The organism is Gemmatimonadaceae bacterium, from assembly GCA_036003045.1.
Classification (GTDB): Bacteria; Gemmatimonadota; Gemmatimonadetes; order Gemmatimonadales; family Gemmatimonadaceae; genus JAQBQB01.
In genome coordinates this window covers 1-25,663 of sequence record DASYSS010000027.1, presented here as the reverse complement: position 1 = coordinate 25,663, position 25,663 = coordinate 1, and the positions used below count along the sequence as shown (strand labels likewise).

Below are 25,663 nucleotides of genomic sequence, written 5' to 3'. Positions count from 1 at the left end.
CCTGCGTTGCGTGCCAACCTCTGGCAAGCCATTCTCCTGCATGCTTCTCACTCGGATCTACGAAGACGGACTTGCGCAGGCCGCGTATCTCGTTGCGTGCGACCAGACATCGATGGCGATGGTGGTCGATCCGAACCGCGACGTGGACCGCTATCTCGAGGAAGCCGCGCGCGCGCACGTGACGATCGTCGCGGTCACCGAAACTCACATTCACGCAGACTTCGTTTCGGGCTCTCGAGAGCTGGCGCGGCGCGCCGGCGCCCAGCTTCTGCTCTCAGGAGACGGCGGAGCCGATTGGCAGTACGCGTTCGCCGCGGCGGAAGGGGCCCGGCTTCTTCACGACGGCGACCGTTTCGACGTCGGCACGCTGTCGGTGAGCGTGATCCACACGCCGGGACACACACCGGAACACGTGAGCCTCGTGGTGACCGACACCGCCGCCGCGCCGATTCCAGTGGGAATGTTCTCCGGCGATTTCCTCTTCGCGGGAGATGTCGGGCGGCCCGACCTTCTCGAGCGCGCGGCAAAGGCCGGCGGAACGATGGAGCCGATGGCTCGCCGCCTGTATCGCTCACTGCACGCCATCGATTCCCTTCCGGCCCATCTCCAGGTGTGGCCGGGACACGGACCCGGCTCGGCATGCGGCAAGGCCCTCGGCGCGATTCCTTCCACGACACTCGGATACGAGCGTCTCGCGAACTGGGCGTTTCAGGCCGCCAGCGAAGAGGATTTCGTGCGCGCCGTTCTGGCCGGCCAGCCGGAGCCGCCGAGGTATTTCGCGCGCATGAAATCGTTGAACCGCGACGGACCACCGGCGATGCCGCCGCGCGGCGAGCTGTCGGAGCTCGGCGTGGACGATCTGCGCCGCGCGCTTGCGTCGAACGTCGTGATCGACGCGCGGCCAAGCGCGGAATTCGCTCAATCGCACATTCCCGGGTCGATGTCGATCCCTTTCGGGACGTCGTTCGCGACGTGGGCCGGGACGCTGATCGGCCCTGCGCAGGACATCGTCCTTCTTGCCGACGAACCAACTCGCGTCGAGAACGCGCGGCGGATGCTGGCGCTGATCGGGTTCGATCGCGTCGTGGGGTGGGCCGGACGCGCCGCGCGGAGCGAGTGGGCCGCGACCGACCGTCTGGCGAACGTCGAGCAAGTGGATCTGGCCGACGTGACAACGGCGAACCACAGAACGGTGATCGACGTGCGCGGGGCCGCCGAGTGGGACGCGGGCCACATCCCGAACGCGCGACATCTCTTTCTCGGTGACCTGCCCAACGCCAGCGACGATCTCCCGCGCGACCTTCCAATCGCGATTCACTGTCAGGGCGGTACCCGCGCGTCGATCGCGGCGAGCATGCTGCAGGCAAAAGGTTTTACGAACGTCGCGACGTTGAAGGGCGGCATGGACGCCTGGACGGCCGCGCGGTTTCCCGTTGAACGCTCGCACGGCAAGAAGTAGATCGTATCGATCCGCCTCATTCACAAACACCAAATCATGCATCGCTCTTTCCTGCTCGCCGCCGTTGTCGTCGTTTTTCCAGTGCTGGCCTCCGCACAAGGCCGCGGCGGACGCGGCGGAGCCACGGCTCGCCCTTCCGGACCGCCGACGCTCCTGGTGCCCGATCGCGTTTGGGATGCGGTCGCCGACGCGCCGCACGACGGCTGGGTCGTGCTCGTCCGCGGCGATACCATCGACGCGGTCGGACCGCGGAGTCAGGTGTCCGCGCCGCCCGATGCCGTGACCATCACGCTCCCCGGTACGACGCTGCTGCCGGGACTCGTCGAAGGGCATTCACACTTGCTTCTCCATCCGTACAACGAGACGCCGTGGGACGACCAGGTGCTCCACGAGTCGGAAGCGTTGCGCGTCGCGCGCGCGGTGAATCACGCTCGCGCCACACTGATGGCGGGCTTCACGACGGTTCGCGATCTGGGTACGGAGGGCGCCGGCTACGCCGACGTGGGTCTCAAGCAAGCGATCAATCAAGGGATCATTCCCGGCCCGCGCATGCAGGTCGTCACTCGCGCCATCGTCGTCACGGGGCAGTACGCGCCGAAGAACTTCGCCACCGAGTACATGGACGCGATTCCTCAGGGCGCCGAAGAAGCGAACGGACCCGAGGGATTCACGCGCGTCGTGCGCGATCAGATCAAACACGGCGCCGATTGGATCAAGATCTACGCCGACTACCGCTGGGGTCCGAACGGCGAAACGATGCCGGGGCCGACGCAGGAAGAATTCAACGCGGCCGTGAGTGCGGCCAAGAGCTCGGGTCGATCGGTCGCCGCGCACGCGACGACGGCCGAAGGCATGCGCCGTGCGGTATTGGCCGGCGTCGCGACGATCGAGCATGGCGACAACGGCACGCCCGACGTCTTCAAGCTCATGGCCGAACACGGCGTGTGCTACGTACCGACGGTGTCCGTGGGAGGCCGAAACAAGGCGGCCGTTTTGAAGTACGCGCTCGACGCGGGCGTGATGATCTGCAACGGCGCCGACTCGGGTCCGCTCGCGCACGGCGACAACGCCAAGGAAGTCGAAGGACTGGTGACCAACGGTCTCACGCCGCTTCAGGCGTTGCGCGCGGCGACGGTGAACGACGCCAAGATGCTCCACTGGGAGAATCGCATCGGCGCCGTGAAGACCGGACTCTTCGCCGATCTCATCGCCGTGAAGGGCGACCCGACGAAGGACATCATGGCATTGAGCAGTGTCGACTTCGTGATGAAAGGCGGGACGGTCTACAAGAAGCCGTGATCGACCCGTGCCCCACCTGCGTTCACCGCGGCACGGCTTCTTGTGCCTTTCCGCGCGACGCGAGTGAGAACATGATCGGCCCGAGCGCGATCGCCACACCCGCGGCGAGTACGGCCTTGATACCGTACTCGCCGTCCATGAACGAGATCGCGATCACGCCGACGAGTACCAGCATCGGGATACCGGCCAACACCGACACTCCGCGCCGACCCAACGGAATGCGGAAGTAGCCGCGAAGATCCGGCTCCGTGCGGCGCAAACGCACCAGCGCGCCGAACTCGAGAAAGAGCGCGAGCGAGTACAGAAGCACGTCGGCGATCACCAGCTCGCCGAACGGCGCGAGCACGAAAATCGAGTACAGCACTGCCGACGCCACCACGGCCGTGCGCGGCGTGCCGCGCGAGTCAGCGCGGGCAAGCGGCGACGGCAGCAATCGATCCTGCGCCATGACGAAGGGAATTCGCGAGTACGACATCAGCAACGCGTTGAACAACGCCAGCGCGCTCACCATGCCGCCGATTCCGACCCAGGCGCCGAGGAACACTCCAACGCGGCCGTGCCCCGCGGCCGCGGCGATGGCCGGCCAGCCGCCGTCTTCCCACGTCGTCCAGTCGGTGGCCGCCAACGTCGTGAGCAACGGAACGAGATAGATGAACGCGACGAGTGGAAGCGCGAACGCGAGGGCCCGCGGGTAGCCGCGCGACGCATCCCGCATCTCTCCGCCGACCGTCGACGCGTTGTCCCAGCCGATGTAGTTCCAGAGCGCGATCGAGATGCCGACGGCGAGGCCGCTCACCCCGCCGCCTTCGGGCGCGGCGAACGGGCGCCACGGAATGTGCGACGCGTTGGGCAGCGCACTGAGCGCGACGGCGACGAAGCCGACGACGATGAACGCCCCCGCGAGCACGGACGCGCGTCCTACCCGAACCGACCCGCGCAGATTGATCGCCGTCGCGCCCCAGATGACGATGAGCGACACGACCCACTCGAAGCGTGCGTCGATGCCGGGGACGAAGTGTGTCAAGTATTGGTTGAACAGCACCGGGTAGATCGCCATGTCGACGAGCGAGTACATCCACGTCAGCCATCCGTTCTGGAACGCCCAAAAGCGTCCGAACGCGCGATCGACCCACCGGTAGTAGCCGCCCTCTTCCGGCATCATGCTCGCCAGCTCGCCGACGATGAGAACCTCGGGCAGCGACCAGACGAGCGGAACGAGAATCAGGATGAGCAACCCGAGCCCCGGACCGACTCGGTGAATCAGCGTCTCGGTCGTGTACGGTCCGCCCGACGTGCAGAAGAACAGCACGAAGACGAGGGCGAACGTGCCGAGCGCCGAACGCGCGGCGAGCCCGCCGGAGCGCGCGCGGCCCTCGGTCTTGAGCGCGACGGACGCTCGGGTTCCGGTGGTTTCAGACACGCAGAGAAAATACGCGCACGACGAGCACTTGTCGTTCCGCATGACGGAGACTTGAATCAAGCATGAACGAAGCGATCGTGGGTGCGAACCCGCGGACGAAGGTTCGCGCGTTCGCGCCCGGAGGAGTCGGCAACATGGGTCCCGGGCTCGACATTCTCGGCTGCGCGCTCACTGGTATCGGCGACTCGGTCGAAGCGCGCGTCGACGGCGCGCCTGGCGTCTGGATCGAGGAGGCGGGAGATCCTCGCCTGCCGCGCGACGCGGAAATGCACTCCAGCGGACTCGCGGCGCTCGAGGTTCTTCGTCTCGCGGGGCGCGAAGACGTGGGCGTCACGCTTCGCGTCGACAAGGGATTGCCGCTCGCGGGGGGCCAGGGTGGCAGCGCGGCGTCGGCAGTGGCCGGCGCGCTGGCGACCAACGCGCTGATCGGCCGTCCACTCGACGACCGCGCGCTCGTGCTCGCCGCGCTCGCCGCCGAGGAACGCGTCGCCGGCCGGCACGTCGACAACATCGCGCCGTGTCTCTTCGGCGGAATTCTCCTGATTCGCCAAGTCGAGCCGTTGGATTTCGTGCGCGTGCCGGTCCCGTCGTGGCTCCGCATCGCGCTCGCTCGCCCCGACCTCACGCTGACCACGCAGCGCGCGCGCCAGATCCTTCCCGATTCGGTAGACCGCGCGACCGCGCTCGCGCAGGCCACCGCCGTAGCGACGATGGTCGCCGCCTTCTGCCTCGACGATCCCGCGCTGCTCCGCGGCGCGGTCGACGATCGCATCGCCGAACCGGCGCGCGCACCGTTGATCCCGGCGTTCCACGACGTGAAGCGCGCCGCGCTCGACGCCGGCGCGCTCGGATGCTCGATCTCGGGCGCGGGCCCCACTTTGTTCGCCCTCGCCGACGGCGAGCTCGCCGCGCAGGCGGCGCTCGCGGCGATGCTCGGCGCGTTCGAGGAGCACGGCGTTCGCGCCGACGGACGAGTCGCATCGGTCGACGAGCGCGGCGCACGCCTGGTGGAGGTGACGTGACGTCCGTCGCGACGAGCGTTCAGGTCTGCGAAGACTGTGGGACGGAGCTCGACGAGTTGAACGCGGCGGGTGTGTGCCCGTCCTGCGGCGGCCTTCTCGAGCTGAGACACGTGCTGGTCGGAGAAGGGCCGGCGTTGCGCGCGCGCTTCGCCGATCGGCGGTCCGCGTTGCGGGGGCCCGATGCTTCAGGCGTCTGGCGGTATCGGGAGCTCGTGCTGCCGTCGGCCCGCCCCGACGAAATCGTGACCCATCCCGAAGGCAACACGCCCTTGCTGGACAGTCGCGCCGTCGCTCGATGGATCGGATTCGAATCGCCCGAACGATTGCTCATCAAGCACGAAGGCCACAACCCGACGGGATCGTTCAAGGATCGCGGCATGACCGTCGCGATCACACAGGCAAAACGGAGTTCGGCTCGCGCGGTGGCGTGCGCGTCTACAGGGAACACGTCGGCGTCGCTCGCGGCGTACGCGGCACGAGCCGAGCTACCGGCTCTGGTCTTCGTCCCAAAGGGAAAAGTCGCGGGCGGCAAGTTGGCGCAGACGATCGCCTACGGGGCGCGCACACTGTTCGTGCGCGGCGGCTTCGACGAATGCCTCACCCTCGCGCGGTCGGCGAGCGCCGAGTTGGGAATTCATCTGCTCAACTCCGTGAACCCCTTTCGCATCGAGGGGCAGAAGTCGATCGTCTTCGAGCTGCTCGAACAACTCGAGTGGAGGGCACCGGATTGGATCGCGCTGCCGGCCGGGAACCTCGGCAACACCTCTGCCTTCGGAAAAGCGCTGCGCGATGCGCGAGAGTCCGGGCTGATCGATCGCGTGCCACGCCTCTGCGCGGTGCAAGCCGAAGGAGCCGCTCCATTCGCGCGCAGCTTCGAGCATGGTTTCGCCGAACGCGTGACGGTCCAACCCGAGACGATCGCCACAGCGATCCGGATCGGCGCACCGGCGTCGTGGAACCGCGCGGTGCGGGCCATGCGCGAGACGAATGGCGTCGTGACATCGGTGACGGACGCGGAGATTCTCGAAGCCAAGGCGGTGATCGACGCCGCGGGCATCGGATGCGAGCCCGCGAGCGCGGCTAGCGTGGCCGGCGTGCGCAAGCTGCTTGCGTCCGGAACGATCTCGCGAGATGACCGCGTCGTGTCGGTGTTGACGGGGCATTTGCTCAAGGATCCCGACGCGGTCGCCGAGTATCATGCCGCTCGAAGCGCGGACCGGCCACACGCCAATCCGCCCATCGAGATCGAACCGCTCGTATCGGAGGTCGAGCGAGTAATGCGCGGCTGACAGCCGGGCGACGCCGGATGGTCGCTTGAGGCAAGAACTGTCGTGTCGCCGGTTGCGTCACCGCGACGCGGCGTGAAGAATTGTCGCGGGCGGCCTGCCCGCCGCTCCTCGTCTCCCCTGACCTCTCTCTCATGCGCTCACGACTCCTCGTCCCCGCGCTCCTTCTTACCGTCTCCCTCCCGCTCGTTGCCCAAGGCCGCGGCGGACGCGGTGGCCCCGACAACCGTCCCGAAGTCACCTTTCCCGTCGACCTCCCAGCCGACGACGCCAAGCTCGCCGCCATGAAGAAGGAGGCGATTCGTCTCGTCGACAGCTTGTCCACGTTGTCGCAGCAGATGGTCGACGAGGTGTTCAGCTTCGGCGAGCTTGGAATGCAGGAAGAGGAAACGTCCAAGTACCTGACGGGCATCCTCGAGAAGAACGGCTTCAAGGTCACGCGCGGGTTCGCGGGAATCCCAACGGCCTGGTACGCAACCTGGGGTTCGGGCAAGCCGGTGATCTCCCTCGGCTCCGACGTCGACGACATTCCGCAGGCGAATCAGAAACCCGGCGTCGGCTACAAGGATCCGCTCGTCGCCGGCGCGCCGGGACATGGCGAAGGGCACAATTCCGGCGTGCCGATGAACATCACCGCGGCGATCGCGGTGAAGCGCATCATGGAACGCGAGCACATGACCGGGACGATCCATCTGTGGCCCGGCATCGCCGAAGAGCAGATGGCGGCCAAGGCGTACTTCGTGCGCGCCGGCATGTTCAAGGACGTCGACATCGTGCTGTTCGCCCACGTCGGCTCGGATCTGGGCGTCTCGTACGGGCAGTCCGGACAGAACGCGCTGATCAGCGCGCGCTTCAACTTCACCGGACAGGCCGCGCACGCGGCGGGCGCTCCGTGGGCGGGCCGCAGTGCGCTCGACGCGGTCGAGCTGATGGACGTGGGTTGGAACTTCCGCCGCGAGCACCTGCCCCTGACCCAACGTTCGCACTACGTCATCACGGACGGCGGCGACCAGCCGAACGTCGTGCCGCCGACGGCGTCCGTCTGGTACTTCTTCCGCGAGACCGACTCGCCGCTCGTGCAGGGATTGTTCGCGCTCGGCGACACGATGGCCCGCGCCGCCGCGATGATGACGAGCACCAAGCTGGCCTCGGTGAACATCCTCGGCTCCGGCTGGTCGGGCCATTTCAACAAGGTCATCGCCGACGACATGTTCCAGAACATCAAGGCGGTCGGCATGCCGCAGTGGAGCGAGGCCGATCAGACGATGGCCAAGGGCGTGCAGCGCGAGTACGGCCAGAAGAATCCGCGCGGTCTCTCCGACCGGACGATGACGGAGCTGCCAGCGCCGCCGCGGACCGAAGATCTGCGCGGCGGCGGAAGCGACGATATCGGCGATGTGTCGTGGAATCTGCCGACGGTGACGCTCCGCTATCCGTCGAACATTCCCGGACTGCCCGGCCATAGCTGGTGGAACGCCATCGCCATGGCGACGCCGATCGCGCACAAGGGGGTCGTCGCGGGCGCCAAGGTGCAGGCGATGACGGTGCTCGATCTCATGACCAAGCCGACCGTCGTCACGCAGGCGTGGGACTACTTCCGCAACGTGCAGACGAAGGAGATCAAGTACTTCCCGCTCATGCGCGCCGAGGACCAGCCGGCGATCTGGCTCAACAAGGCGATCATGGACAAGTACCGCCCGGAGATGCGGAAGTACTACTACGATCCCACGAAGTACAAGACGTACCTCGATCAGCTCGGGATCAAGTACCCGACGGTCCGCGATACGACGAAGGCGGTGCCCTGAAGACCGGTCACCGGTCACCGGTCACCGGTGACCGGAGACCGAAGCCCTGCTAGACCTCGACCGTACTCCGGACCTTTCGTGTCACCCTCGCTATCGCTGCCTCGAGGTGTTCCCGCGTAAACGGCTTCTGGACGAACGTGTATTCTGACTCCAGAAGCCCGCGCCGGAACGCCGTGTCGTCGGTGTAGCCCGACGTGAACACCACGGGAACGTTCGGACGCGTCAGCGCCAGGCGGCGAGCGAATGCGCCGCCGCCGAGCCGCGGCATCATGAGATCGGTCACGACGACGTCGATCGGGCCGTCGTGGCCCGCGGCGGCCTCTAGACCCGCCTCGCCGTCCCCGGCTTCGAGCACGTCGAAGCCGATTCGGTCGAGCATGCGGCGCACGGCGCGGCGCACGCGCGCGTCATCTTCGACGAGCAGCGCCGTGCCGACCATACGAAACTCCGAGGGCGTCAATGACGGAGACGGCGACGCCTTCGAGCCGCGCTCCCACGGGAAATAGACCTTGAACGTCGAGCCTTCTCCCGGCTCGCTGTACACCCAGATGTGGCCGCCCGCCTCTTTCACGATCGCGTAGGTGCTGGCGAGACCCAACCCCGTTCCCTGGCCCGGCGGCTTGGTCGTGAAGAACGGCTCGTAGATCTTGTCCATGATTTTCGGATCGATCCCCGCGCCGGTGTCGCTGACGGCGAGCATCACGTAGCGGCCGGCGGTCACGCCGCCGTGCGCCCGCGCGTACTCGTCGTCGAGCTCGACGTTCTGCGTCTCGATTACGAGCGTGCCGCCATCGGGCATCGCGTCGGCGGCATTGATCACGAGATTCATCACCACCTGTTCGAGTTGGTTCGGATCGCCGACGATGGGTGCGACATCGTCGCTCAAGCGCGGAACGAGCTTGACGTTCTCCTTGAGCAGGCGCCGCAGCATGCCGCCAAGGCGAGCCACGACGTAGCTCACGCTGATGGACTGCGGCTCGGCGATCGTCTTCCGGCTGAAGGTGAGCAGTTGGCGTGTGAGCAGCGTCGCGCGCCGCGCGGCGGCGACGATCTCGTCGAGATCGCAGCGGCGGTTGGGATCGTCCTCCGTACGCGAAAGCAGCTCGGCGTACGACGTGACCACCGTGAGGATGTTGTTGAAGTCGTGCGCCACACCGCCCGCCAGCGTACCGATCGCTTCCATCTTCTGCGCGTGACGGAGCTGCTCCTCGAGCTGCCGCTGCTCCGTGATGTCGAGCCACGTTCCGACTACGTGCGCCCGCCCGCTGGCGTCGTCGGTCACGATGCGCTGGTCGTCGCGCATCCAGCGATAGCGGCCATCCTTGTGACGAAAGCGATATTCGCGTATGCCGTCCGTGCGTGCATCGCCCGATCCCCCAGGTGTCTTCTTCAGGTCGTCCGGGTACACGTTGCTCGACCACCACCCCGGCGCGAGCGCCTCGGCGAGCGTGTAGCCGAGGAGGTCAGGAACGTTGTCGCTGATCCAGGTGATCCGCATCACCCCGTCGCGCGGCGCCAGCTCGTACAACACGGCGCCGCTGGACGTGATCACGCGCTCGAGGCGGCGCGCGGTCGATGCCGCTTCGGCGACTTTGGCCTCCAGCTCGGACCTGCTGCCGCGCAAGCTCGTCGCCATCCGGTTGAACGCGCTGGCCGCCGCGCCGATTTCGTCGTCGCCGCGCACCGTCAACGGGCGATCGTAGTCGCCGCCGGTGATTCGCTCGGCGGCAGTCGCCAGGTCGACCAGCGGACGAGTGAACGCTCCGCTCAATCGCCACGACATCGCCGCGGCGATGAACAACACGGCGAGTCCGAAAATGATGATCGCGATCATCCCTTCGCGAACGTCCTTGAGAACGGTCGCACGCGGGAACGCGATGACCAGGCTCCATGGCGTGGACGCGATGGGATGGCTGGATGCGAAAACGGCGCCGATACGCGGCTCCTCCAACTCCACGATGCCGGGGATACGCGCAGCCGCGAGGCTCGGGCGCGGCACGGGGTATTTGAGGTCGGTCCAGACGTCGTCGTCCACATTGCCGAGGAGAATCGACGCGTCGGTACCAACCATGGCGCGGAGTTGGGCCGATCCGTCGACGCCTGGAGTCGTGAGGTGTCTGCGCAACACGACGTATCCGAGCGGCGCCGACGCGGAGCCGACGCGCGAGATGATTTCGTAGACGAGAGCGGAGTCGCGGACCGACAGCGGCGTTACGATCGTCGAATCGTGGCCGCCGACGATTTTCATGAGCGCGGTCCGCGCCGCGCCCGGCATGACCGGCCATGATGAAACCGACGCCCGCGTGCGAATGCCCGACGCGTTCCACAACTCCGCGTCGGCCGCGCCGGGCATCGGCGACAAACTCTTCATGGCCTCGCGGGCCCCCTCGGCGCCGCGCTCGCTGGGCTGGCGCAAGAACTTCACGACGTCCGAATCCGCGGCGACCGCGGCGATCGCGGTCCGCATGTTCTTGGCCTGCGCGCCCAGCATGCTCGCGACTTCGCGGGCGGCGCGCTCGAGATGCTCGGTCGCCGCGGCGGTGGCCGATTCGGTCATCTGGCGGTGTACGACCGCGCCGAACGACGCGACGACAGCCGCCGATACGCCGACGATGGCCAACGCGACCCGCGAGCGCAGCGACGCCCGCGGCCGTATCCGGCCGCCTTGTTCAGCGATCCTCGCGTCGTCGCGCGGACGTGGCGTCATGAAGTCAGGTCAGGAGTCGATGGGGTTTTGGCGAGGCACGCCCCTACTCGGGACGACGAACGACGCTACGGCGTAATTTCGGTATCGGTCTTCGGCGCGCCGGCTGCGCACCGAATCGGCACTCGGGAACCCAGCCGCGCTCCGGATTAGAGCGCTCTAATCTCTTCTGTACGTCACTCCGACCGGCGGCGCACGAGGGTCAGGATCGTGTACACCGCGACCGGCTCTCCCGTCTGATTCCTCACTTCGACGTCCCAGGCGACGACGCCTTGCGGCGGCTGATCGGGCTTGGGTTCTTTCGCGGTCTTTTGCTTGACCGTAAGAGTGGCCTGTATCGTGTCGCCAGGGTAGACCGGCTTGACGAAGCGAAGGCTCTCCAGACCGTAGTTAGCGAGCACGGGTCCCGGCGCCGCGTCGACGAACAACCCCGCCGCGGCGGACAGCACGAAATATCCGTGCGCGACCCGGCGTTCGAACAGCGAATCTCGAGCCGCGATGTCGTCCATGTGGGCGTAGAAGAAGTCCCCGCTGATGCCCGCGAAATTGACGATGTCCGCCTCGGTGACCGTGCGCCGCGCCGTGACGAGCGCGTCGCCCACCCGGAGGTCGTCGAAGTGCTTGCGGAAGGGATGCACCTGATCCGTCGTGCGTGCGGCGCCCGGCATGTACTCGTTCACGACGTGCATGAGCGTCGTCGGCGAGCCCTGGAGCGCCGTCCGCTGCATGTAGTGCAGAACGCCGCGTACGCCGCCCATCTCCTCGCCGCCGCCCGCGCGTCCGGGCCCGCCGTGCACGAGGTGCGGCAGCGGCGAGCCGTGGCCCGTCGACTCCTTGGCGCTGTCGCGGTTCACGAGCATGAGCCGGCCATGGTACGCCGCGGTGCCCATGACGACGTCGCGGGCGACGCGGTCGTCGGCCGTGAACAGTGAACCCACGAGACTGCCCCGCCCCTTTTTCGCCAGCTCGATGGCGTCGTCCACGGTGCGATAGGGCATCACGGTGTTGACCGGCCCGAACGCTTCGACGTCGTGTGGCGCCTGCGTGGTAAGGGGCTCGCGAGCGTAGAACAACAGCGGCGGAAAGAAGGCGCCCCGCTGCCGATCCGCTCCGACGACCGTGAAGTCGTCGAGGCTGCCGTGCACCAGCTCGGTCACGCGGGCGATGGCCTCGACGCTCTTCCGCACCTCGCTGACCTGCGCTTTGCCGGCCAAGGGGCCCATGCGAACCCCATCAACGGCCGGATCGCCCACCGTTGTCGAATCGAGGCGCTTGCCGATGGCGGTCATGACGTCCTGCAATGCTGCCTCGGGCACCAACGTCCGGCGAATGGCCGTGCACTTCTGCCCGGCCTTCGCCGTCATTTCGCGGACGACCTCTTTCACGAAGAGGTCGAACTCCGGCGTTCCCGGCGCGGCGTCGGGCCCGAGCATCGAATAGTTCAGGGAGTCCGCTTCCATGTTGAAGCGCACGTTTCGCTCGACGATTCCCCTCGACGTCTTGAGCATCCGCCCGGTCGACGCGGATCCGGTGAACGCCACCGCGCACTGCTCGTCCAGGTGGTCGAGCAGGTCGCCGGCGCTTCCGCAGATCAGCTGGATAGCGCCCTCAGGGAAGATTCGCGCGTCGATCATCGCTCGAAACACGGACTCGGCGAGATACGATGTGATCGTCGCGGGCTTCACGATCGCCGGCACGCCGGCGAGCAACGTCGGCGCGAGCTTTTCCAGCATTCCCCAGACGGGGAAGTTGAACGCGTTGATGTGAACCGCGACTCCTTCGATCGGAACGCAGATGTGCCGTCCGACGAACGTGCCTCCCTTGGAGAGGGGCTCGGGCGGCCCGTCTATATAGAAGGTCTCGTTGGGAAGCTCGCGGCGGCCGCGCGACGCGTAGGCGAAGAAGGTCCCGATGCCGCCTTCGATGTCGATCCACGAATCGCCGCGCGTAGCGCCGGTCGCGGCCGAGACGAGGTAGAAATCCTCCTTCAGCTCCATCAGCCGCTGCGCCATCGCCTTGAGCATCAATGCGCGCTGATGGAAGGTGAGCGTGCGAAGCGCCGGGCCGCCGACCCGTCGCGCGTAGTCCACCATGCCCGCGAAGTCGACGCCGTTCGTCGACGCCTCGCCGATCTTCTCACCGGTCACCGCGTGAAAGAGATCGGTGGCGTTGCCGTCGCCGGACATCCAGCGACCCTTCACGAAATTCTCCAGCCGGCGCGGCTCGTTGCCCGCCACACCGATCAAGCGTGAGGCCGGCGCTGTCGTCGTCATGAAAGCCTCGAAAACATGTGGAGTCTCACGCGCGCTCGAGAATCGTCGCCATCCCCTGCCCCACACCGATGCACATCGTGCACAGCGCGTATCGGCCGCCGCGTGCTTCGAGCTCTCGCGCGGCGGTGAGCAAGAGCCGCGCGCCTGACATTCCGAGCGGATGCCCGAGCGCGATGGCACCGCCGTTCGGGTTTACGCGCGGATCGTCGTCGGCTACGCCGAGCGCTCGCAGGCAAGCGAGCGACTGGGCGGCGAACGCTTCGTTGAGCTCGATCACCTCCATCTGATCCAGCGTGAGCCCGGCGCGCGCGAGTGCCTGTCGCGTCGACGGCACCGGGCCCATGCCCATGACTCGCGGCTCGACACCCGCCACCGCGCTCGCCACGACTCGCGCGAGCGGCGCGGTACCCAATTCCTTCAGGCCGACCTCGGACGCGACGAGCAGCGTTGCCCCTCCGTCGTTGAGCCCCGACGAATTTCCAGCGGTCACCGAACCGCCCCCCCCTTCGGCGCGAAACGCGGGCTTCAGCGTCGCCAGAATCTCGAGCGTCGTGTCGGGACGCAGAAACTCATCCGCATCGACGCACTTGGGCGCACCCTTCCTCTGAGGAATCTGGACGGGCACGATCTCGCGGACGAAGCGCCCCGCGCCTCGTGCCGCCGCGGCTTTCTGCTGCGACCGAACCGCGAACAGGTCCTGGTCGTCGCGCGAAACGTGATACTGCTCGGCGACGTTTTCCGCCGTCTGTCCCATCGAATCCGTGCCGTACTTCGACTTCATCCGCGGATTGACGAAGCGCCAGCCCAGACTCGTGTCGAACAACTCGATGTCGCGCGCGAACGGCTTGCTTCCCTTCGACATCGCATAGGGCGCGCGAGTCATGCTCTCGACTCCCCCCGCGATATAAAAGTCCCCGTCGCCGACCTGCACCGCCCGCGCCGCGTTCACCACCGCGCTCATTCCAGACGCACAGAGACGATTCACCGTCTCGCCCGGGACGGACGTCGGCAGGCCCGCGAGCAACAGCGCCATGCGCGCTACGTTGCGATTGTCCTCACCTGCCTGATTCGCGCAGCCGAGCACGACGTCGCTCACCCGCGCCGGATCCAGCGCCGGATTCCGCTTCAGGACCTCGGCGATGACGAGCGCCCCCAGGTCGTCGGGGCGCGCCTCGCTCAGCGCGCCGCCGAGGTTTCCCACAGGGGTGCGAATCCCATCGACCAGGTAAGCTGCTCGGAGGGCGGTCGGAGTCACGGCTTCGAGTCGGTAAAGAATGGTTTCTCGGTGTTGAACACGGTCCCCCGAAAGATGCTGACGATCGCGCCCGCGCGCCGCACCTCGACACGGTAGAAAGCCAGTTTCCGGGTCGCATTCTCCTCGATCGCATCGGCGGTCAGCTCGTCGCCCGCTTGAATCGCCACCGGGTAAGTCACGCTGTTCTCGATGCTCACCGTCACGCGCCCATGCGTGTTGCAGGCAAACGCGAGCGCGCTGTCCGCGAGCGAAAACAGCGCGCCCCCGTGGCAGACGCCGAAGCCGTTCAGCATGTCGTCCCGCACCCGCATACGAATCGTGGCGCCACGCGGCCGTACGTCGAGCACCTCGATGCCCAACCACCGACTGAATGCGTCGCGTGCCATCATCGCGGACACGACGCGCTCGGCCAGGGCCTGTTCCTCGAATGCCGCGGAATTCGATGTGGTCATGCCGAGGGGAGGAAGCGGCCGCTCGCGCGTGCCGTGCGCTTGAGGAGCGGGCTCGCACGGTATCGATCCTCGCCGAATTCCGCCTGGAGCCGCTCCATTCTCTCGAGTACGACCGCCGCGCCAAGCTCGTCGGCCCACGCGAGCAGGCCTTTGGGGTAGTTGACCCCGCGCGTCATCGCGAGATCGACGTCGGCCGGCGACGCGACCCGCATGTAGACCGCGTCGATCGCCTCGTTCATCAGCATCGCGAGCACGCGGTCGACCACTTGCCGTCCCAGGGCGGGATCTTTTGTCGGCTCAGCCGCGGTGGCACCCGACCCGTAATCGTAGTAGCCGCGCCCCGATTTGCGGCCGAAACGTCCAGCTTCGACGAGTCGCTGTTGCGTGATCGACGGCTTGTACCTCGGATCGTTGAACATCCCGTCGTAGACCGCGCGCGTCACGGCGTAGTTGACGTCGTTGCCGATGAAGTCCATCAGCTCGAACGGTCCCATGCGAAAGCCGGCGAGCTCGCGCATCGCCCAGTCGATCGTCGCGCAGTCGGCGATTCCCTCCTCGAGGATGCGGATTGATTCGCCGTAGAACGGCCGCGCCACGCGATTCACGATGAACCCGGGCGTATCGGACGCGACCACCGGCACCTTGCCCCAAGCGCGCATCAGCTGAACGCACTCCTCGACCAGCGGTGCCGAGCCGCCGGCGCGAGGTACGACCTCGACCAGTGGCATCAGCGGCGGCGGATTGAAGAAATGGAGACCGATCACCCGGTCGGGCGAGGGGCACGCGGCCGCGATGGCCGTCACGGACAACGATGACGTGTTCGTCGCGAGCAGGGCGTCCCTGGTCGAGATCGAGAGCCGTTGCACCACCGATCGCTTGGCCGCGAGGTCCTCGACGATCGCCTCGATCACGAGGCCACAGCGATGATAGGGCGATCGCTCGAAATCGAGCGGCTCGGCGCGGAAGTCGATGCGTGACACGAGCGCGTCGGCGGCCTCGCTGGTCATTCGCTTCTTCTCGACGTCGCGCGCGACTGCTTTGACGATCGAGGCCCTGGCTCGATCCACGGCACCGCCCATCGAGTCGGCGAGGACGACCCGGTGACCCGCCGACGACGCCACTTGCGCGATCCCGGTTCCCATCGCGCCGGCGCCGACGACGCCGACCACGGTGCTCGCGTCGAGCGGGTGGCGGGGGGGAGGGGCCATCAACGGCCGGTGAAAACCGGTTTGCGCTTCTCGAGGAACGCGTGAACGCCCTCGGCATAGTCGGCCGTCGCCCCGGCCTCGCGCTGCAGTTCCTCCTCGTAGTCGAGCTGCGTCTCCAAATCCACACCGAGCGACCGGTTGAAGCCACGCTTGATCAGTCCCAGTCCACGCGTCGGCTGCGTAGCGAGATAGCGCGCCGTACCTAAAGCTGTTTCGAGCAGCGCTGGAGCATCCACGACCATGTAGATCAGACCCCAATCACGCGCCTGCTCGGCTGTCATTTTTTCGGCAAGCATCGTCATGACCGATGCCCGCTGCAGTCCAACGATGCGCGGAAGAATGAAAGTCCCGCCGCTGTCGGGGATGACTCCGATCTTCGCGAACGATTGAATGAACGTCGCGCTGGACGAGGCGAAGACGATGTCGCACGCGAACGCGAGATTGGCGCCAGCGCCCGCCGCAACCCCGTTCACCGCGCAGACGACTGGCTTCTCCAGCGTCCGAATCGCGCGAACGATCGGGTTGTAGCTGTCGCGAACGAAGTCGCCGAGGTCTGGCATGACGTCGTTGCTCGGAGCGGCTTCGGCCAAATCCTGGCCCGCACAAAACCCGCGCCCGGCGCCGGTCAACAGGACGGCGCGGATCGTCTGATCCTCGGCAGCGCGCCCGAGCGATTCGAGCAAGGCCGCAGCCATCGGGCGCGTGAAGCTGTTGAGAACGTCCGGCCGGTTGAGCGTGATCGCGGCCACGCCGTCGGCTACTTCACAGAGAATCTCGGCCATCGTTGCGGTAGTGGCTGTGAAATCGCGACCCATGGTCGCTCGTCCTTGGGGGGAAATGCAGCCCACCCTTCTCGACTCGGCGTTCAAATTAGCCCGTCCCTGCCCCCGCCCGCGATGCTCGACGCCGCGATTCGCGCTGGTATCGGTCACCACAGGGGGGCAGATTTCGGGACGTGACGACCGTTCCACCACCCCGCGGGTCGCGCGCGCGCGTGTCGAGTAAAGCGCCGGCTGCCCCCGCGCCTAGCGCGGCCGACTCCGCGCCGAATTCCGGCGCGGCCGGCTCGCGCTTCGATTGGCGGGGCATCGCGTATCACGCACTGGTCTCGCGCGCGCTCGACGACGTCGAAGAGGCGACCAACAAGAACCGCGCGAGCGTTCCGCGCGAGCATGTTGTGCTCTACCAGTTCTCGGCGCGCGGACACGACGTCGCCCAGGCGATTCTCGGGTCGCTCCTCACGCATCCGCGCGACGCCGCGAGCGCCTATTATCGCTCGCGCCCCCTTCTCCTCTCGCTCGGATTGAGCGTCGAGGACGCTCTGGCGAGTCCGCTGGGACGTTCAGGGGGATTCAGCGACGGGCGTGACATCGGCGTGGTTTGCAACCTTCCGAGCCGCGACTGCCCGATCGTGCTTCCGATGTCGGGCGACGTGGGTTCTCAGTTCACGCCGTGCGCCGGATGGGCGCAGTCGATTCGCTACCACACGGACGTACTCGGCGACGCGAGTTGGAAAGGCGCGATCGCAGTGGTCCTGGGCGGTGAGGGTTCTGTCGCCACGAACGGGTTCTGGTCCGCCCTCACGATGGCGACCACCCTTTCGCTGCCGATGCTGTTCTACGTCGAGGACAACGGGCTCGGACTTTCCGTCCGCGGCGACATGCAGACGCCGGGCGCCAACATCGCCCGAAACCTGGCATCGTTCGGCAATTTGTTCATTCGCGACGGCGACGGGACGAATCCTGGGGAAGCCGCGAAGCTCCTCGCCGAAGGTGTCGCGCACGTGCGAGGAGGCGGCGGTCCCGCGTTGGTGCGTCTCACGGTGCCGCGCCTGTCGAGCCATTCAGGCCCGGATAATCAGCGCGGCTATCGAACCGACGCGGAGATCGCCGCCGACGCGGCGCGCGACCCGATGCCGCGCCTCCGCGCGCACCTCGTTCCGTCGATCCTGAGCGAAACACAGTGGAGCGAGTTGGAGGCCGACGTCGCGCGCGACGTGCAGCAGGCGCTGGACGCAGCCCGCGCGAGGCCGTACCCCGACCCCGCCAACGTCGCGCACTGGGTCTACGCGGACGACACTCCCGGTTCGCCCGAGGCGTTCGGCGGGCTTTCACGCGCCGAGCGCGCCGAGCTCGACGGGACGGACGTTCCTACAGAAGGCGGAGACGTCGTCCGCTTCGCCGAATCGGTGCGACGGACGTTGCGACACGAGCTCGAGGCCAACCCCAAGTGCCTCGTGTTCGGCGAGGACGTCGGACGCAAAGGTGGAGTGCACCTCGTCACCGAGGGACTCCAGAAGCAATTCGGCGATCGCCGTGTGTTCGACACGAGTCTCTCCGAGGAAGGCATTATCGGGCGCGCGGTCGGAATGGCGATCAGCGGCCTCATGCCCGTGGCTGAGATTCAGTTCCGGAAGTACGCCGATCCCGCCGCGGAGCAGTTGAACAACTGCGGCACGCTTCGCTGGCGGACCGCGAACCGGTTCGCGGCGCCAATCGTGGTGCGAATGCCGGGTGGGTTCGGAAAAGACGTCGGCGACCCGTGGCACAGCTTGAGTGATGAAGTGCGCTTCGCGCATGCCTACGGTTGGCGCGTCGCGATTCCGTCCGACGCGGCCGATGCGGCGGGGCTGCTGCGCGCGGCGATGCGCGGCGCCGATCCGACGATTTTCTTCGAGCACCGCTCGCTGTTGATGACGAGCGAAGGGAGCGCGCACTATCCCGGCGACGACTACGTGCTTCCTTTCGGACGCGCCGCGGTTCGAATGGCCGGCAGCGACGTCACGCTGGTGACGTGGGGCGCGATGGTGCACCGGTGCATCGAAGCCGCCGGCCGCTTCGGCGATCGCGTCGAAGTGATCGATCTCCGCACGATCGCTCCTTGGGATCGCGCGTGCGTACTCGAGTCGGTCGAGAAGTCCGGCCGATGCGCGATCGTCCACGAGGACAATCTCACGGCAGGTTTTGGCGCGGAGATCGCGGCCACCGTGGCTCGCGACGCCTTCTGGTCGCTCGACGCGCCCGTCGATCGCATCGCCGTCGAAGACGTGCCGATGCCCTATCATCCGATTCTGCTCGAAGCCGTGCTCCCGAGCGTCGACACGATCGCCGAGCGCATCGAGCGACTGCTCGCCGTTTGACCGGTCCACCGGTCGCGCTATCCGCCCGTAGATGTGACAAACCCCTCAGGCGCAGCACGCTGCGGCCTGAGGGGCTCATCCTCGCTGGCGGGATTCGATCATTTGGTTCGACGCCATGACGTGCATGGCCTGATCGACTTCCCTTTTCCGGACGGTATCGGTCCCACCCGGTGCTCTGGAATTCTGCAAAGCTACAGCCACGTCCAGCGACCTCGTGACCGGTGAAGCGACGTCGAACGTCCGCCTCACGAGCGCCCCGAACACCGTCGTGCCCGAAGCTTCACGCGAACGGTGAAGACCGTGTCCGATCGCGTGGGGCTAAAGTGCAATTGTGTTCTCGATCCGTCAATCGAGAAAATTTCCCGAACGGAGTAACCGACCGCGGCGGTGAGTTAGATCGTCTTGAATTCCTCGAACGGCTCTCCGCACGCGCGACACACGCGCAGCGACTTGCACGCCGTCGATCCGAACTCGCTCGTCAACGTCGTGTTTTCCGATCCGCAGCGCGGACATCGCACTCGCGCGGCGCGCCGCTCCAACCGCACGACCGCGGTCGGTGACACGGCGGCGCCGCCACTCGGCGGCGCGATTCCGTACGCTTCGAGCTTCGCGCGCGCGGTATCCGATATCCAATCGGTCGTCCACGCCGGCGCGTACACCGTTCGAATCTCGACGGGGTCCACGCCGCGGGCCTCGAGCGCGCGCCGAATCTCGGTCTCGATCTCGCGCATCGCCGGGCAACCCGAATAGGTCGGCGTTACCGTCACACGGGCACCCGAGCCATCGCGCTCGACCTCGCGAACGATCCCGAGCTCCACGACGCTCAACACGGGCACCTCGGGATCCTTTACCTCCTCGAGGATCTCGAGCAACTCCGCGCTCGACAAAGGAGCCCGCATTACCATTGGGCTCCCGGGTGGGAACGCGCCAGGATCTGCATTTCCGACAAAAGGTGTCCGAGATGTTCGGTGTGGCGGCCCTCGCGGCCGCCTCTCTGCATGTACCCCGTCTCAGGGATCTCGAGCCCCGCGGTACGGAGAATCTCTCCCACCTGCGCGTGCCACGACGATGAGAGGGTCTCGGGATTCACGCCCGCGCCTGCCTTTTCCGCCTCTGAATCGCTCGACGTGGCGATGAACAGCTCACCCGTGTAGCGCCACAACTCGTCGAGCGCGTCCTGCGCCCGGCGATGGCTTTCGTCGGTGCCGTCGCCGAGCGTCACGACCCACTGTGTCGCGTGCCGTACGTGATAGCGAGTCTCCTTCGCGGCCTTGGCGGCGATTCCCGCGACGTCGGCGTCGGTCACCGACGCCAGCGCCTCCATCTGGAGGAGCGAGTAGACGCTGAACAACATTTGGCGGACGATGGTGAACGCGAAGTCGCCGCGCGGAAGTTCGACGATCAGTGCGTTCCGGAACTCGACGGCGTCGCGCAGAAAGGCCAGGTCGTCTTCGCTGCGCCCCTTTTCCTCCGTCGCACCGGCAAGCTTGAAAAAAAGCGTGGCCTGTCCGATCAGATCGAGCGCGATGTTCGTGAGCGCGATGTCTTCTTCGAGAATCGGCCCGTGCCCGCACCACTCGGACAGACGGTGCCCGAGGATCAGGCGATCGTCGCCCAGAGCGAGCAAATAGTGAAAAGCGGCGGGGGCGGTCATGGCGGCGTCAGCGCTAACTCGCTAGACCCCTCGAACGCCGCGCGGAACCTTGTAGAACTGCGGATGCCGGTAGGGCTTGTCGTTCCCGGGATCGAAGAACGGCCCGGCATCCTCCGGCGACGACGCGGTGATCGCCGAGCTGGGAACGACCCAGATGTTCACCGCTTCGCCGCGCCGCGCGTAGACGTCGCGCGCGTTCTCGAGCGCCTGTTCGGCCGTGGCGGCGTGCACGCTCCCGGCATGCTCGTGCGGCGCGCCCTTCGGCGGCTGCACGAACACTTCCCAGAGCGGCCACTGCGAGTCGTCGCTCATGACACCGGAAACAGGTGGACCGGAAGACCGGTAGACCGGAAAACGGCAGTCGGGCCGTGTTGAGGCGGGATCACGCGGCTTCGTCGGCTTCGGGGCGATGCTTGGCGGCGTATGACACCGCGGCCTCACGAACCCACGCACCTTCGTCGTGCGCGGCACGGCGCGCCGCAAGCCGTTCGCGGTTGCACGGGCCGTCGCCTTTCACGACGCGCCAGAACTCGTCCCAGTCGATCTCGCCGAAGTTCCAGTTTTCCGTCTCGGCGTCGTAGCGCAACTCTGGATCGGGGAGCGTGACGTCGATCGCTTTCGCCTGCGCGACGGTGAGGTTCACGAACCGCTGCCGCAACTCGTCGTTGCTCTTTTTCTTCACGCCCCAGCGCATCAGCTCTGCGGAGTTCGGCGAATCCTTGTCGGACGGACCGAACATCATGAGCGACGGCCACCACCAGCGGTTCACGGCATCCTGCGCCATCGCGCGCTGCGCCGGCGTGCCGGCGGCGAGCGTCGCCATGATCTCGTAGCCCTGACGCTTGTGGAAGTTCTCTTCTTTGCAGATCCGCACCATCGCGCGGGCGTACGGTCCGTACGACGCGCGCGCCAGCATCGTCTGGTTGACGATCGCCGCGCCGTCCACGAACCAGCCGATGCACCCGATATCCGCCCACGTCAGCGTGGGATAGTTGAAGATGCTCGAGTACTTCGCCGTCCCGTCGAGCAGCTGATCGATCAACGTACCGCGGTCGACGCCGAGCGTCTCGGTGCCGCAGTAGATGTAGAGTCCATGGCCCGCTTCGTCCTGCACTTTGGCGAGCAGAGCCATTTTCCGGCGAAGATTCGGCGCGCGCGTGATCCAGTTGCCCTCCGGCAGCATCCCGACAACCTCTGAATGCGCGTGCTGCGACATCATGCGAACGAGCTGCCGGCGGTAGCGCTCCGGCATCCAGTCTTTCGGCTCGATTGACTCGCCCCGGGCGATTCGCGCCTCGAACTCCCGGATCTTCGCCGGGTCCTCGGCGGGGGGCGACGGGGCCGGCGTTGGGGGGCGTGGGCGGGGGTTCGTCGATGACATGAGTGTCTGATCGAGTGGGGCGTACCGACTCGCGGCGCACCCTCTATCTCGTTGTGAAATCTAGTGCCCGGCCGATACCGCCGGATAGATTTCGCCATCGTCTCACCTCGTCCCAGAGTCCGCATGCGCCGACCGACGTCGCTCGCCGTTACCGCTCTTCTCACCGTGCTCGGGTCGAGCGCGGCGCTCGCTCAAGGCGGCGGGGATGAGGTACCAAGCAACCCATGGAACGACGGCTTGGTGCCCGGCAACTACGTGCGGATGAGCACCGGCTCCTCGACACCCGTGAGTCCTCACGCGGCGCTGCGCTATTGGGATCGCGGCACGACGTACTACGCCGGCTGGGAAAACTGGGATACGGGCTCGAGCGGGGTCAGCCGAGTCGGCTTCAGCCTCAACGCGGCGTATAGTGCTCTCCCGCTCAACACGCCGCTCTTTCTCGCGAACTTTACACCGCTCAACGGCGGGACCGTGACGTCGGTGACCGCGTCGCACGCCGGGATTCTCGAGGTGACTTCGGGACTTCGCCTGCGGATGCCCGTCCCCTACCTGATGCCGAACCTCAGCCTCGGGCTCGGACTCATCGATTGGCAGCCCGGCACGATCCACTACGAATCGACGGCGGGCACCGGCAGCGCCAAGCAACAGCACCGCGTGAGTGCTGAAGTGACCGTCGGCGCGGGCATCGAGAAGAATCTCTACGATCGCTACGGCGTTTTCGGCGAAGCGCTGTACGTCTACGGCTATACGAGCTACGGCAGCGGCTTCGTGTCGTCGGGCGGTGTCTGCAGCAGCGTCGCGTGCGACACATTCCGCAACGGCAACACGACGATCGGAACGATTCGAGGCGGTGTGCGCGTTCGCGTCGGCCAATGACGGCAGGCACGACCCGCCCCCGCGAGGTGACGCTCGGCCAGCACGCGCCGCTCTCCGCGGACGGGAATGTTTCGAGGCTCGTCGCCGACGGCGTCGCCGATATCTGCTTCGGGCACCCCAAGAGCAACTCGCTTCCGGCGACGGTGCTCCGCGACCTCGCCGTGTCCATCGCCGACGTGAGCGTGCGCGCCGACGTGCGCGTCATCGTCGTCCGGAGTTATGGCACGGGGGCGTTCTGCGCCGGCGCGTCGTTCGACGAGCTTTCGTCGATCGGCGACGCCGTGCAGGGGAAAGCGTTCTTCATGGGGTTCGCCCGCGTCATCGGCTCGATGATCAAGTCGGCGAAGCCGATCGTCGTGCGCGTGCACGGCAAGGCGGTCGGCGGCGGCGTCGGGATCGTCGCCGCGGCGGACTACGCGATCGCGACGTCGAACGCGTCGGTGCGATTGAGTGAGCTCGCCGTCGGCATCGGTCCGTTCGTGGTGGGGCCGGCCATCGAGCGGAAGATCGGCACCGGCGCCTTCGGCGCCATGGCCATCGACGCCGACTGGCGAGACGCGGAGTGGGCCGAGCGCCACGGCCTCTACGCGCGCGTCGTCAACGACAGCGGGCAGTTGGACGCCGAAGTCGCGCGCCGCGTGGCCGCTCTCATCGAGGCGAACCCGGACGCCGTGATGGGCATCAAGCGCGCGGTCTGGGCCGGCACCGACGATTGGCCCGCCCTTCTCGAGCAGCGGGCGGAGACGAGCGGCACGCTCGTGCTCTCTCAGTTTACCCGCGACGCGATCGCGAGATTCGGGGCGAAGTAGTCGCCCGCCACGCCGGCCACGCTCGCCCGCGGCCAAGAATGCAACGCAGATGCCGCAGATTTGAAAAAGCAATCCCGCAGTAACTACAAAAGCTTTCGTTGTTTATCCGCGGCAATCGCTGTTAAAGGTCTGCGGCATCTGTGTTGAGTTTCTTGGGATCTTGTCAGGGGCCAGTCAGGCCCGCGATCAGCTGGTCGGCGGATTGAATGCGATCCCCGAGTGCTGTGCCTCGATCCAGCTCTTGTGGTAGTTCGGGTCCTCGAACGCCATCGCACTCTTCGCGACACGCAGCGGGCGGAAGCTGTCCATCATCACCGCCAGCTCGTTCGTCGACTTGGCGCCGATCGACGCTTCGGCGCGTCCCGGATGCGGACCGTGCGGAATGCCGTCGGGGTGCAGCGTGATGCTCCCGAACTCGATCCCCTTCCGGCTCATGAATTCGCTCGACGCGTAGTACAGCACTTCGTCCGAATCCACGTTGCTGTGGTTGTACGGCGCCGGGACGGCGTTCGGGTCGAAGTCGTAGGGGCGAGGGCAGAAGGAGCAGACGACGAATCCGTCGCCCTCGAACGTCTGGTGCACAGGCGGCGGTTGGTGCACGCGGCCGACGATCGGCTCGAAGTCGGCGATGTTGAACGCCCACGGATAGAAGTAGCCATCCCACCCGACGACGTCGAACGGATGGTGGTCGAGAATGAGCTCGTTGATGCCGTCGTATTGTTTCACGAGCAGACGGAAGTCGCCCATCTCGTCGTGCGTCTCGAGCTCGAGCGGGCGGCGGATGTCGCGCTCCGAATACGGCGCGCCCTCCTTCAGTTGGCCGAACTCGTTGCGATACCGCTTCGGCCACCGCACGTGCCCGCGGCTCTCGAAGACGAGTAGCTTGGGCTTGTCGCCGGATGACTCGAAGACGTATCGATGCAGGATGCCGCGATGGATGATCAAGTAGTCGCCCTCGCCGAACGGCAGCCGGCCGAACACCGACTCGAGAACGCCCTTCCCCTTGGCGACGTACACCAGCTCGTCGGACTGCGCGTTTCGATAGAAGTGCTCGTCCTGTTTGTCCGGCTCGACGTACAGCATCGCGATGTCCGGGTTGAACATCAGCGGAATGCGGTCGAGGGTCGGGCTCCCCCCCTTCTTCGCGCGCGCCGTCAGAAAATGCCGATGCCGGAGCGTTTGGTCGGGGTCAGCCTCGAACGCCGTCTCTTTCACGCGGCGCACGGACTTTACCGTCGTCGGCGGATGTACGTGGTACAGCAGCGACGACGTCCCCGTGAACCCCTCGTGCCCCATCAGCTCCTCGGCATAGATGCCCCCATCCGGCTTTCGGAACGCGGTGTGGCGTTTACGGGGGATGGCGCCGAGGGTGTGGTAGATGGGCATCTTTGTCTAGGGTGCGTGGACTAAAAAAGATCTCTGATCAACCGACCACTCTAGGCTCTCGTTGACAGCGACACCGTCAGGCAAGTCTCAAGGCGCAGTTTCCTGGCGCTGACGCCGTCGCTGGCGACTAGAGTGCCCGAGTCATCCGTGATGTCTTTTAGTGAGTGAGTCCAGACTACAGGTTACCCCGGCGCCCCTGTTCGTGCTCGATCGCCTCGAACAGCGCCTTGAAGTT

Annotated in this window: 20 protein-coding genes; 8 read left to right on the top strand and 12 right to left on the bottom strand. The window is 66.5% G+C overall.

The window, feature by feature from the left end:
• Positions 1-40: 40 nt before the first annotated feature.
• Positions 41-1,459: a rhodanese-like domain-containing protein gene (locus VGQ44_05640; protein HEV8446278.1), complete on the top strand. Its 1,419-nt coding sequence runs from the start codon at positions 41-43 to the stop codon at positions 1,457-1,459.
• Positions 1,460-1,495: 36 nt separating this feature from the next.
• Positions 1,496-2,758 (top strand): amidohydrolase family protein, encoded by a 1,263-nt coding sequence (locus VGQ44_05635; GenBank protein HEV8446277.1) that lies wholly within the window; start codon positions 1,496-1,498, stop codon positions 2,756-2,758.
• 22 nt (positions 2,759-2,780) lie between these two features.
• Here the strand turns inward: VGQ44_05635 and VGQ44_05630 are convergent, their stop codons facing one another.
• Positions 2,781-4,178 (bottom strand): APC family permease, encoded by a 1,398-nt coding sequence (locus VGQ44_05630; protein ID HEV8446276.1) that lies wholly within the window; start codon positions 4,176-4,178, stop codon positions 2,781-2,783.
• A 62-nt stretch (positions 4,179-4,240) separates the two neighbouring features.
• On the opposite strand from VGQ44_05630, the gene VGQ44_05625 reads away from it, so the two are divergent.
• The 3 genes from VGQ44_05625 to VGQ44_05615 all read left to right on the top strand — a co-directional run bounded on the left by VGQ44_05625 (position 4,241) and on the right by VGQ44_05615 (position 8,291).
• Positions 4,241-5,200, top strand: coding sequence for a homoserine kinase (locus tag VGQ44_05625; GenBank protein ID HEV8446275.1), 960 nt, complete (start codon positions 4,241-4,243; stop codon positions 5,198-5,200).
• On the top strand, positions 5,197-6,489 hold the full coding sequence (gene thrC / locus VGQ44_05620; protein ID HEV8446274.1) for a threonine synthase: 1,293 nt from the start codon (positions 5,197-5,199) through the stop codon (positions 6,487-6,489). The genes VGQ44_05625 and thrC overlap by 4 nt, the downstream gene beginning before the upstream one ends.
• A 131-nt stretch (positions 6,490-6,620) precedes the next feature.
• Positions 6,621-8,291, top strand: a complete 1,671-nt coding sequence (locus VGQ44_05615) for a peptidase dimerization domain-containing protein (protein HEV8446273.1) — start codon at positions 6,621-6,623, stop codon at positions 8,289-8,291.
• Positions 8,292-8,340: 49 nt separating this feature from the next.
• On the opposite strand, the gene VGQ44_05610 is transcribed toward VGQ44_05615, so the two are convergent.
• The 6 genes from VGQ44_05610 to paaG form a co-directional block, all read right to left on the bottom strand.
• Positions 8,341-10,998, bottom strand: a complete 2,658-nt coding sequence (locus tag VGQ44_05610) for an ATP-binding protein (GenBank protein ID HEV8446272.1) — start codon at positions 10,996-10,998, stop codon at positions 8,341-8,343.
• A gap of 173 nt (positions 10,999-11,171) precedes the next feature.
• Positions 11,172-13,268: a phenylacetic acid degradation bifunctional protein PaaZ gene (gene paaZ, locus VGQ44_05605; protein ID HEV8446271.1), complete on the bottom strand. Its 2,097-nt coding sequence runs from the start codon at positions 13,266-13,268 to the stop codon at positions 11,172-11,174.
• Positions 13,269-13,293: 25 nt separating this feature from the next.
• Positions 13,294-14,523, bottom strand: a complete 1,230-nt coding sequence (pcaF, locus tag VGQ44_05600; protein HEV8446270.1) for a 3-oxoadipyl-CoA thiolase — start codon at positions 14,521-14,523, stop codon at positions 13,294-13,296.
• A complete protein-coding gene (locus tag VGQ44_05595; protein ID HEV8446269.1) occupies positions 14,520-14,975 on the bottom strand; it encodes a hotdog fold thioesterase in 456 nt (151 codons plus the stop codon). The genes pcaF and VGQ44_05595 overlap by 4 nt, the downstream gene beginning before the upstream one ends.
• Positions 14,972-16,183 carry a 3-hydroxyacyl-CoA dehydrogenase NAD-binding domain-containing protein gene (locus tag VGQ44_05590; GenBank protein HEV8446268.1) on the bottom strand — a complete coding sequence of 404 codons (1,212 nt, stop codon included), beginning with the start codon at positions 16,181-16,183 and terminating at the stop codon, positions 14,972-14,974. Before VGQ44_05590 ends, VGQ44_05595 begins: the two co-directional genes overlap by 4 nt.
• Positions 16,183-16,998: a 2-(1,2-epoxy-1,2-dihydrophenyl)acetyl-CoA isomerase PaaG gene (gene paaG / locus VGQ44_05585; GenBank protein ID HEV8446267.1), complete on the bottom strand. Its 816-nt coding sequence runs from the start codon at positions 16,996-16,998 to the stop codon at positions 16,183-16,185. The genes VGQ44_05590 and paaG overlap by 1 nt, the downstream gene beginning before the upstream one ends.
• 140 nt (positions 16,999-17,138) lie before the next feature.
• On the opposite strand from paaG, the gene VGQ44_05580 reads away from it, so the two are divergent.
• Complete coding sequence (locus VGQ44_05580) at positions 17,139-19,322, top strand: transketolase C-terminal domain-containing protein (GenBank protein HEV8446266.1); 2,184 nt, start codon at positions 17,139-17,141, stop codon at positions 19,320-19,322.
• Between the two features lie 392 nt (positions 19,323-19,714).
• Here VGQ44_05580 and paaD read toward each other — a convergent pair whose 3' ends face one another.
• The 4 genes from paaD to paaA form a co-directional block, all read right to left on the bottom strand.
• Entirely contained in the window at positions 19,715-20,221 is a 507-nt protein-coding gene (gene paaD, locus VGQ44_05575; protein HEV8446265.1) for a 1,2-phenylacetyl-CoA epoxidase subunit PaaD, read from the bottom strand.
• The gene (gene paaC, locus VGQ44_05570) at positions 20,221-20,976 is read right to left on the bottom strand and encodes a 1,2-phenylacetyl-CoA epoxidase subunit PaaC (protein HEV8446264.1); all 756 of its coding nucleotides are present in this window, start codon (positions 20,974-20,976) and stop codon (positions 20,221-20,223) included. The genes paaD and paaC overlap by 1 nt, the downstream gene beginning before the upstream one ends.
• A 21-nt stretch (positions 20,977-20,997) precedes the next feature.
• Complete coding sequence (gene paaB / locus VGQ44_05565) at positions 20,998-21,288, bottom strand: 1,2-phenylacetyl-CoA epoxidase subunit PaaB (GenBank protein HEV8446263.1); 291 nt, start codon at positions 21,286-21,288, stop codon at positions 20,998-21,000.
• A gap of 70 nt (positions 21,289-21,358) precedes the next feature.
• Positions 21,359-22,357, bottom strand: a complete 999-nt coding sequence (paaA, locus tag VGQ44_05560) for a 1,2-phenylacetyl-CoA epoxidase subunit PaaA (protein ID HEV8446262.1) — start codon at positions 22,355-22,357, stop codon at positions 21,359-21,361.
• Positions 22,358-22,480: 123 nt separating this feature from the next.
• Here paaA and VGQ44_05555 point away from each other — a divergent pair, with 123 nt between their 5' ends.
• A complete protein-coding gene (locus tag VGQ44_05555) occupies positions 22,481-23,233 on the top strand; it encodes a hypothetical protein (GenBank protein HEV8446261.1) in 753 nt (250 codons plus the stop codon).
• Entirely contained in the window at positions 23,230-24,042 is an 813-nt protein-coding gene (locus VGQ44_05550) for an enoyl-CoA hydratase/isomerase family protein (GenBank protein ID HEV8446260.1), read from the top strand. The genes VGQ44_05555 and VGQ44_05550 overlap by 4 nt, the downstream gene beginning before the upstream one ends.
• Positions 24,043-24,228: 186 nt before the next feature.
• Here VGQ44_05550 and VGQ44_05545 read toward each other — a convergent pair whose 3' ends face one another.
• A complete protein-coding gene (locus tag VGQ44_05545) occupies positions 24,229-25,428 on the bottom strand; it encodes a homogentisate 1,2-dioxygenase (protein HEV8446259.1) in 1,200 nt (399 codons plus the stop codon).
• Positions 25,429-25,663: the final 235 nt, after the last annotated feature.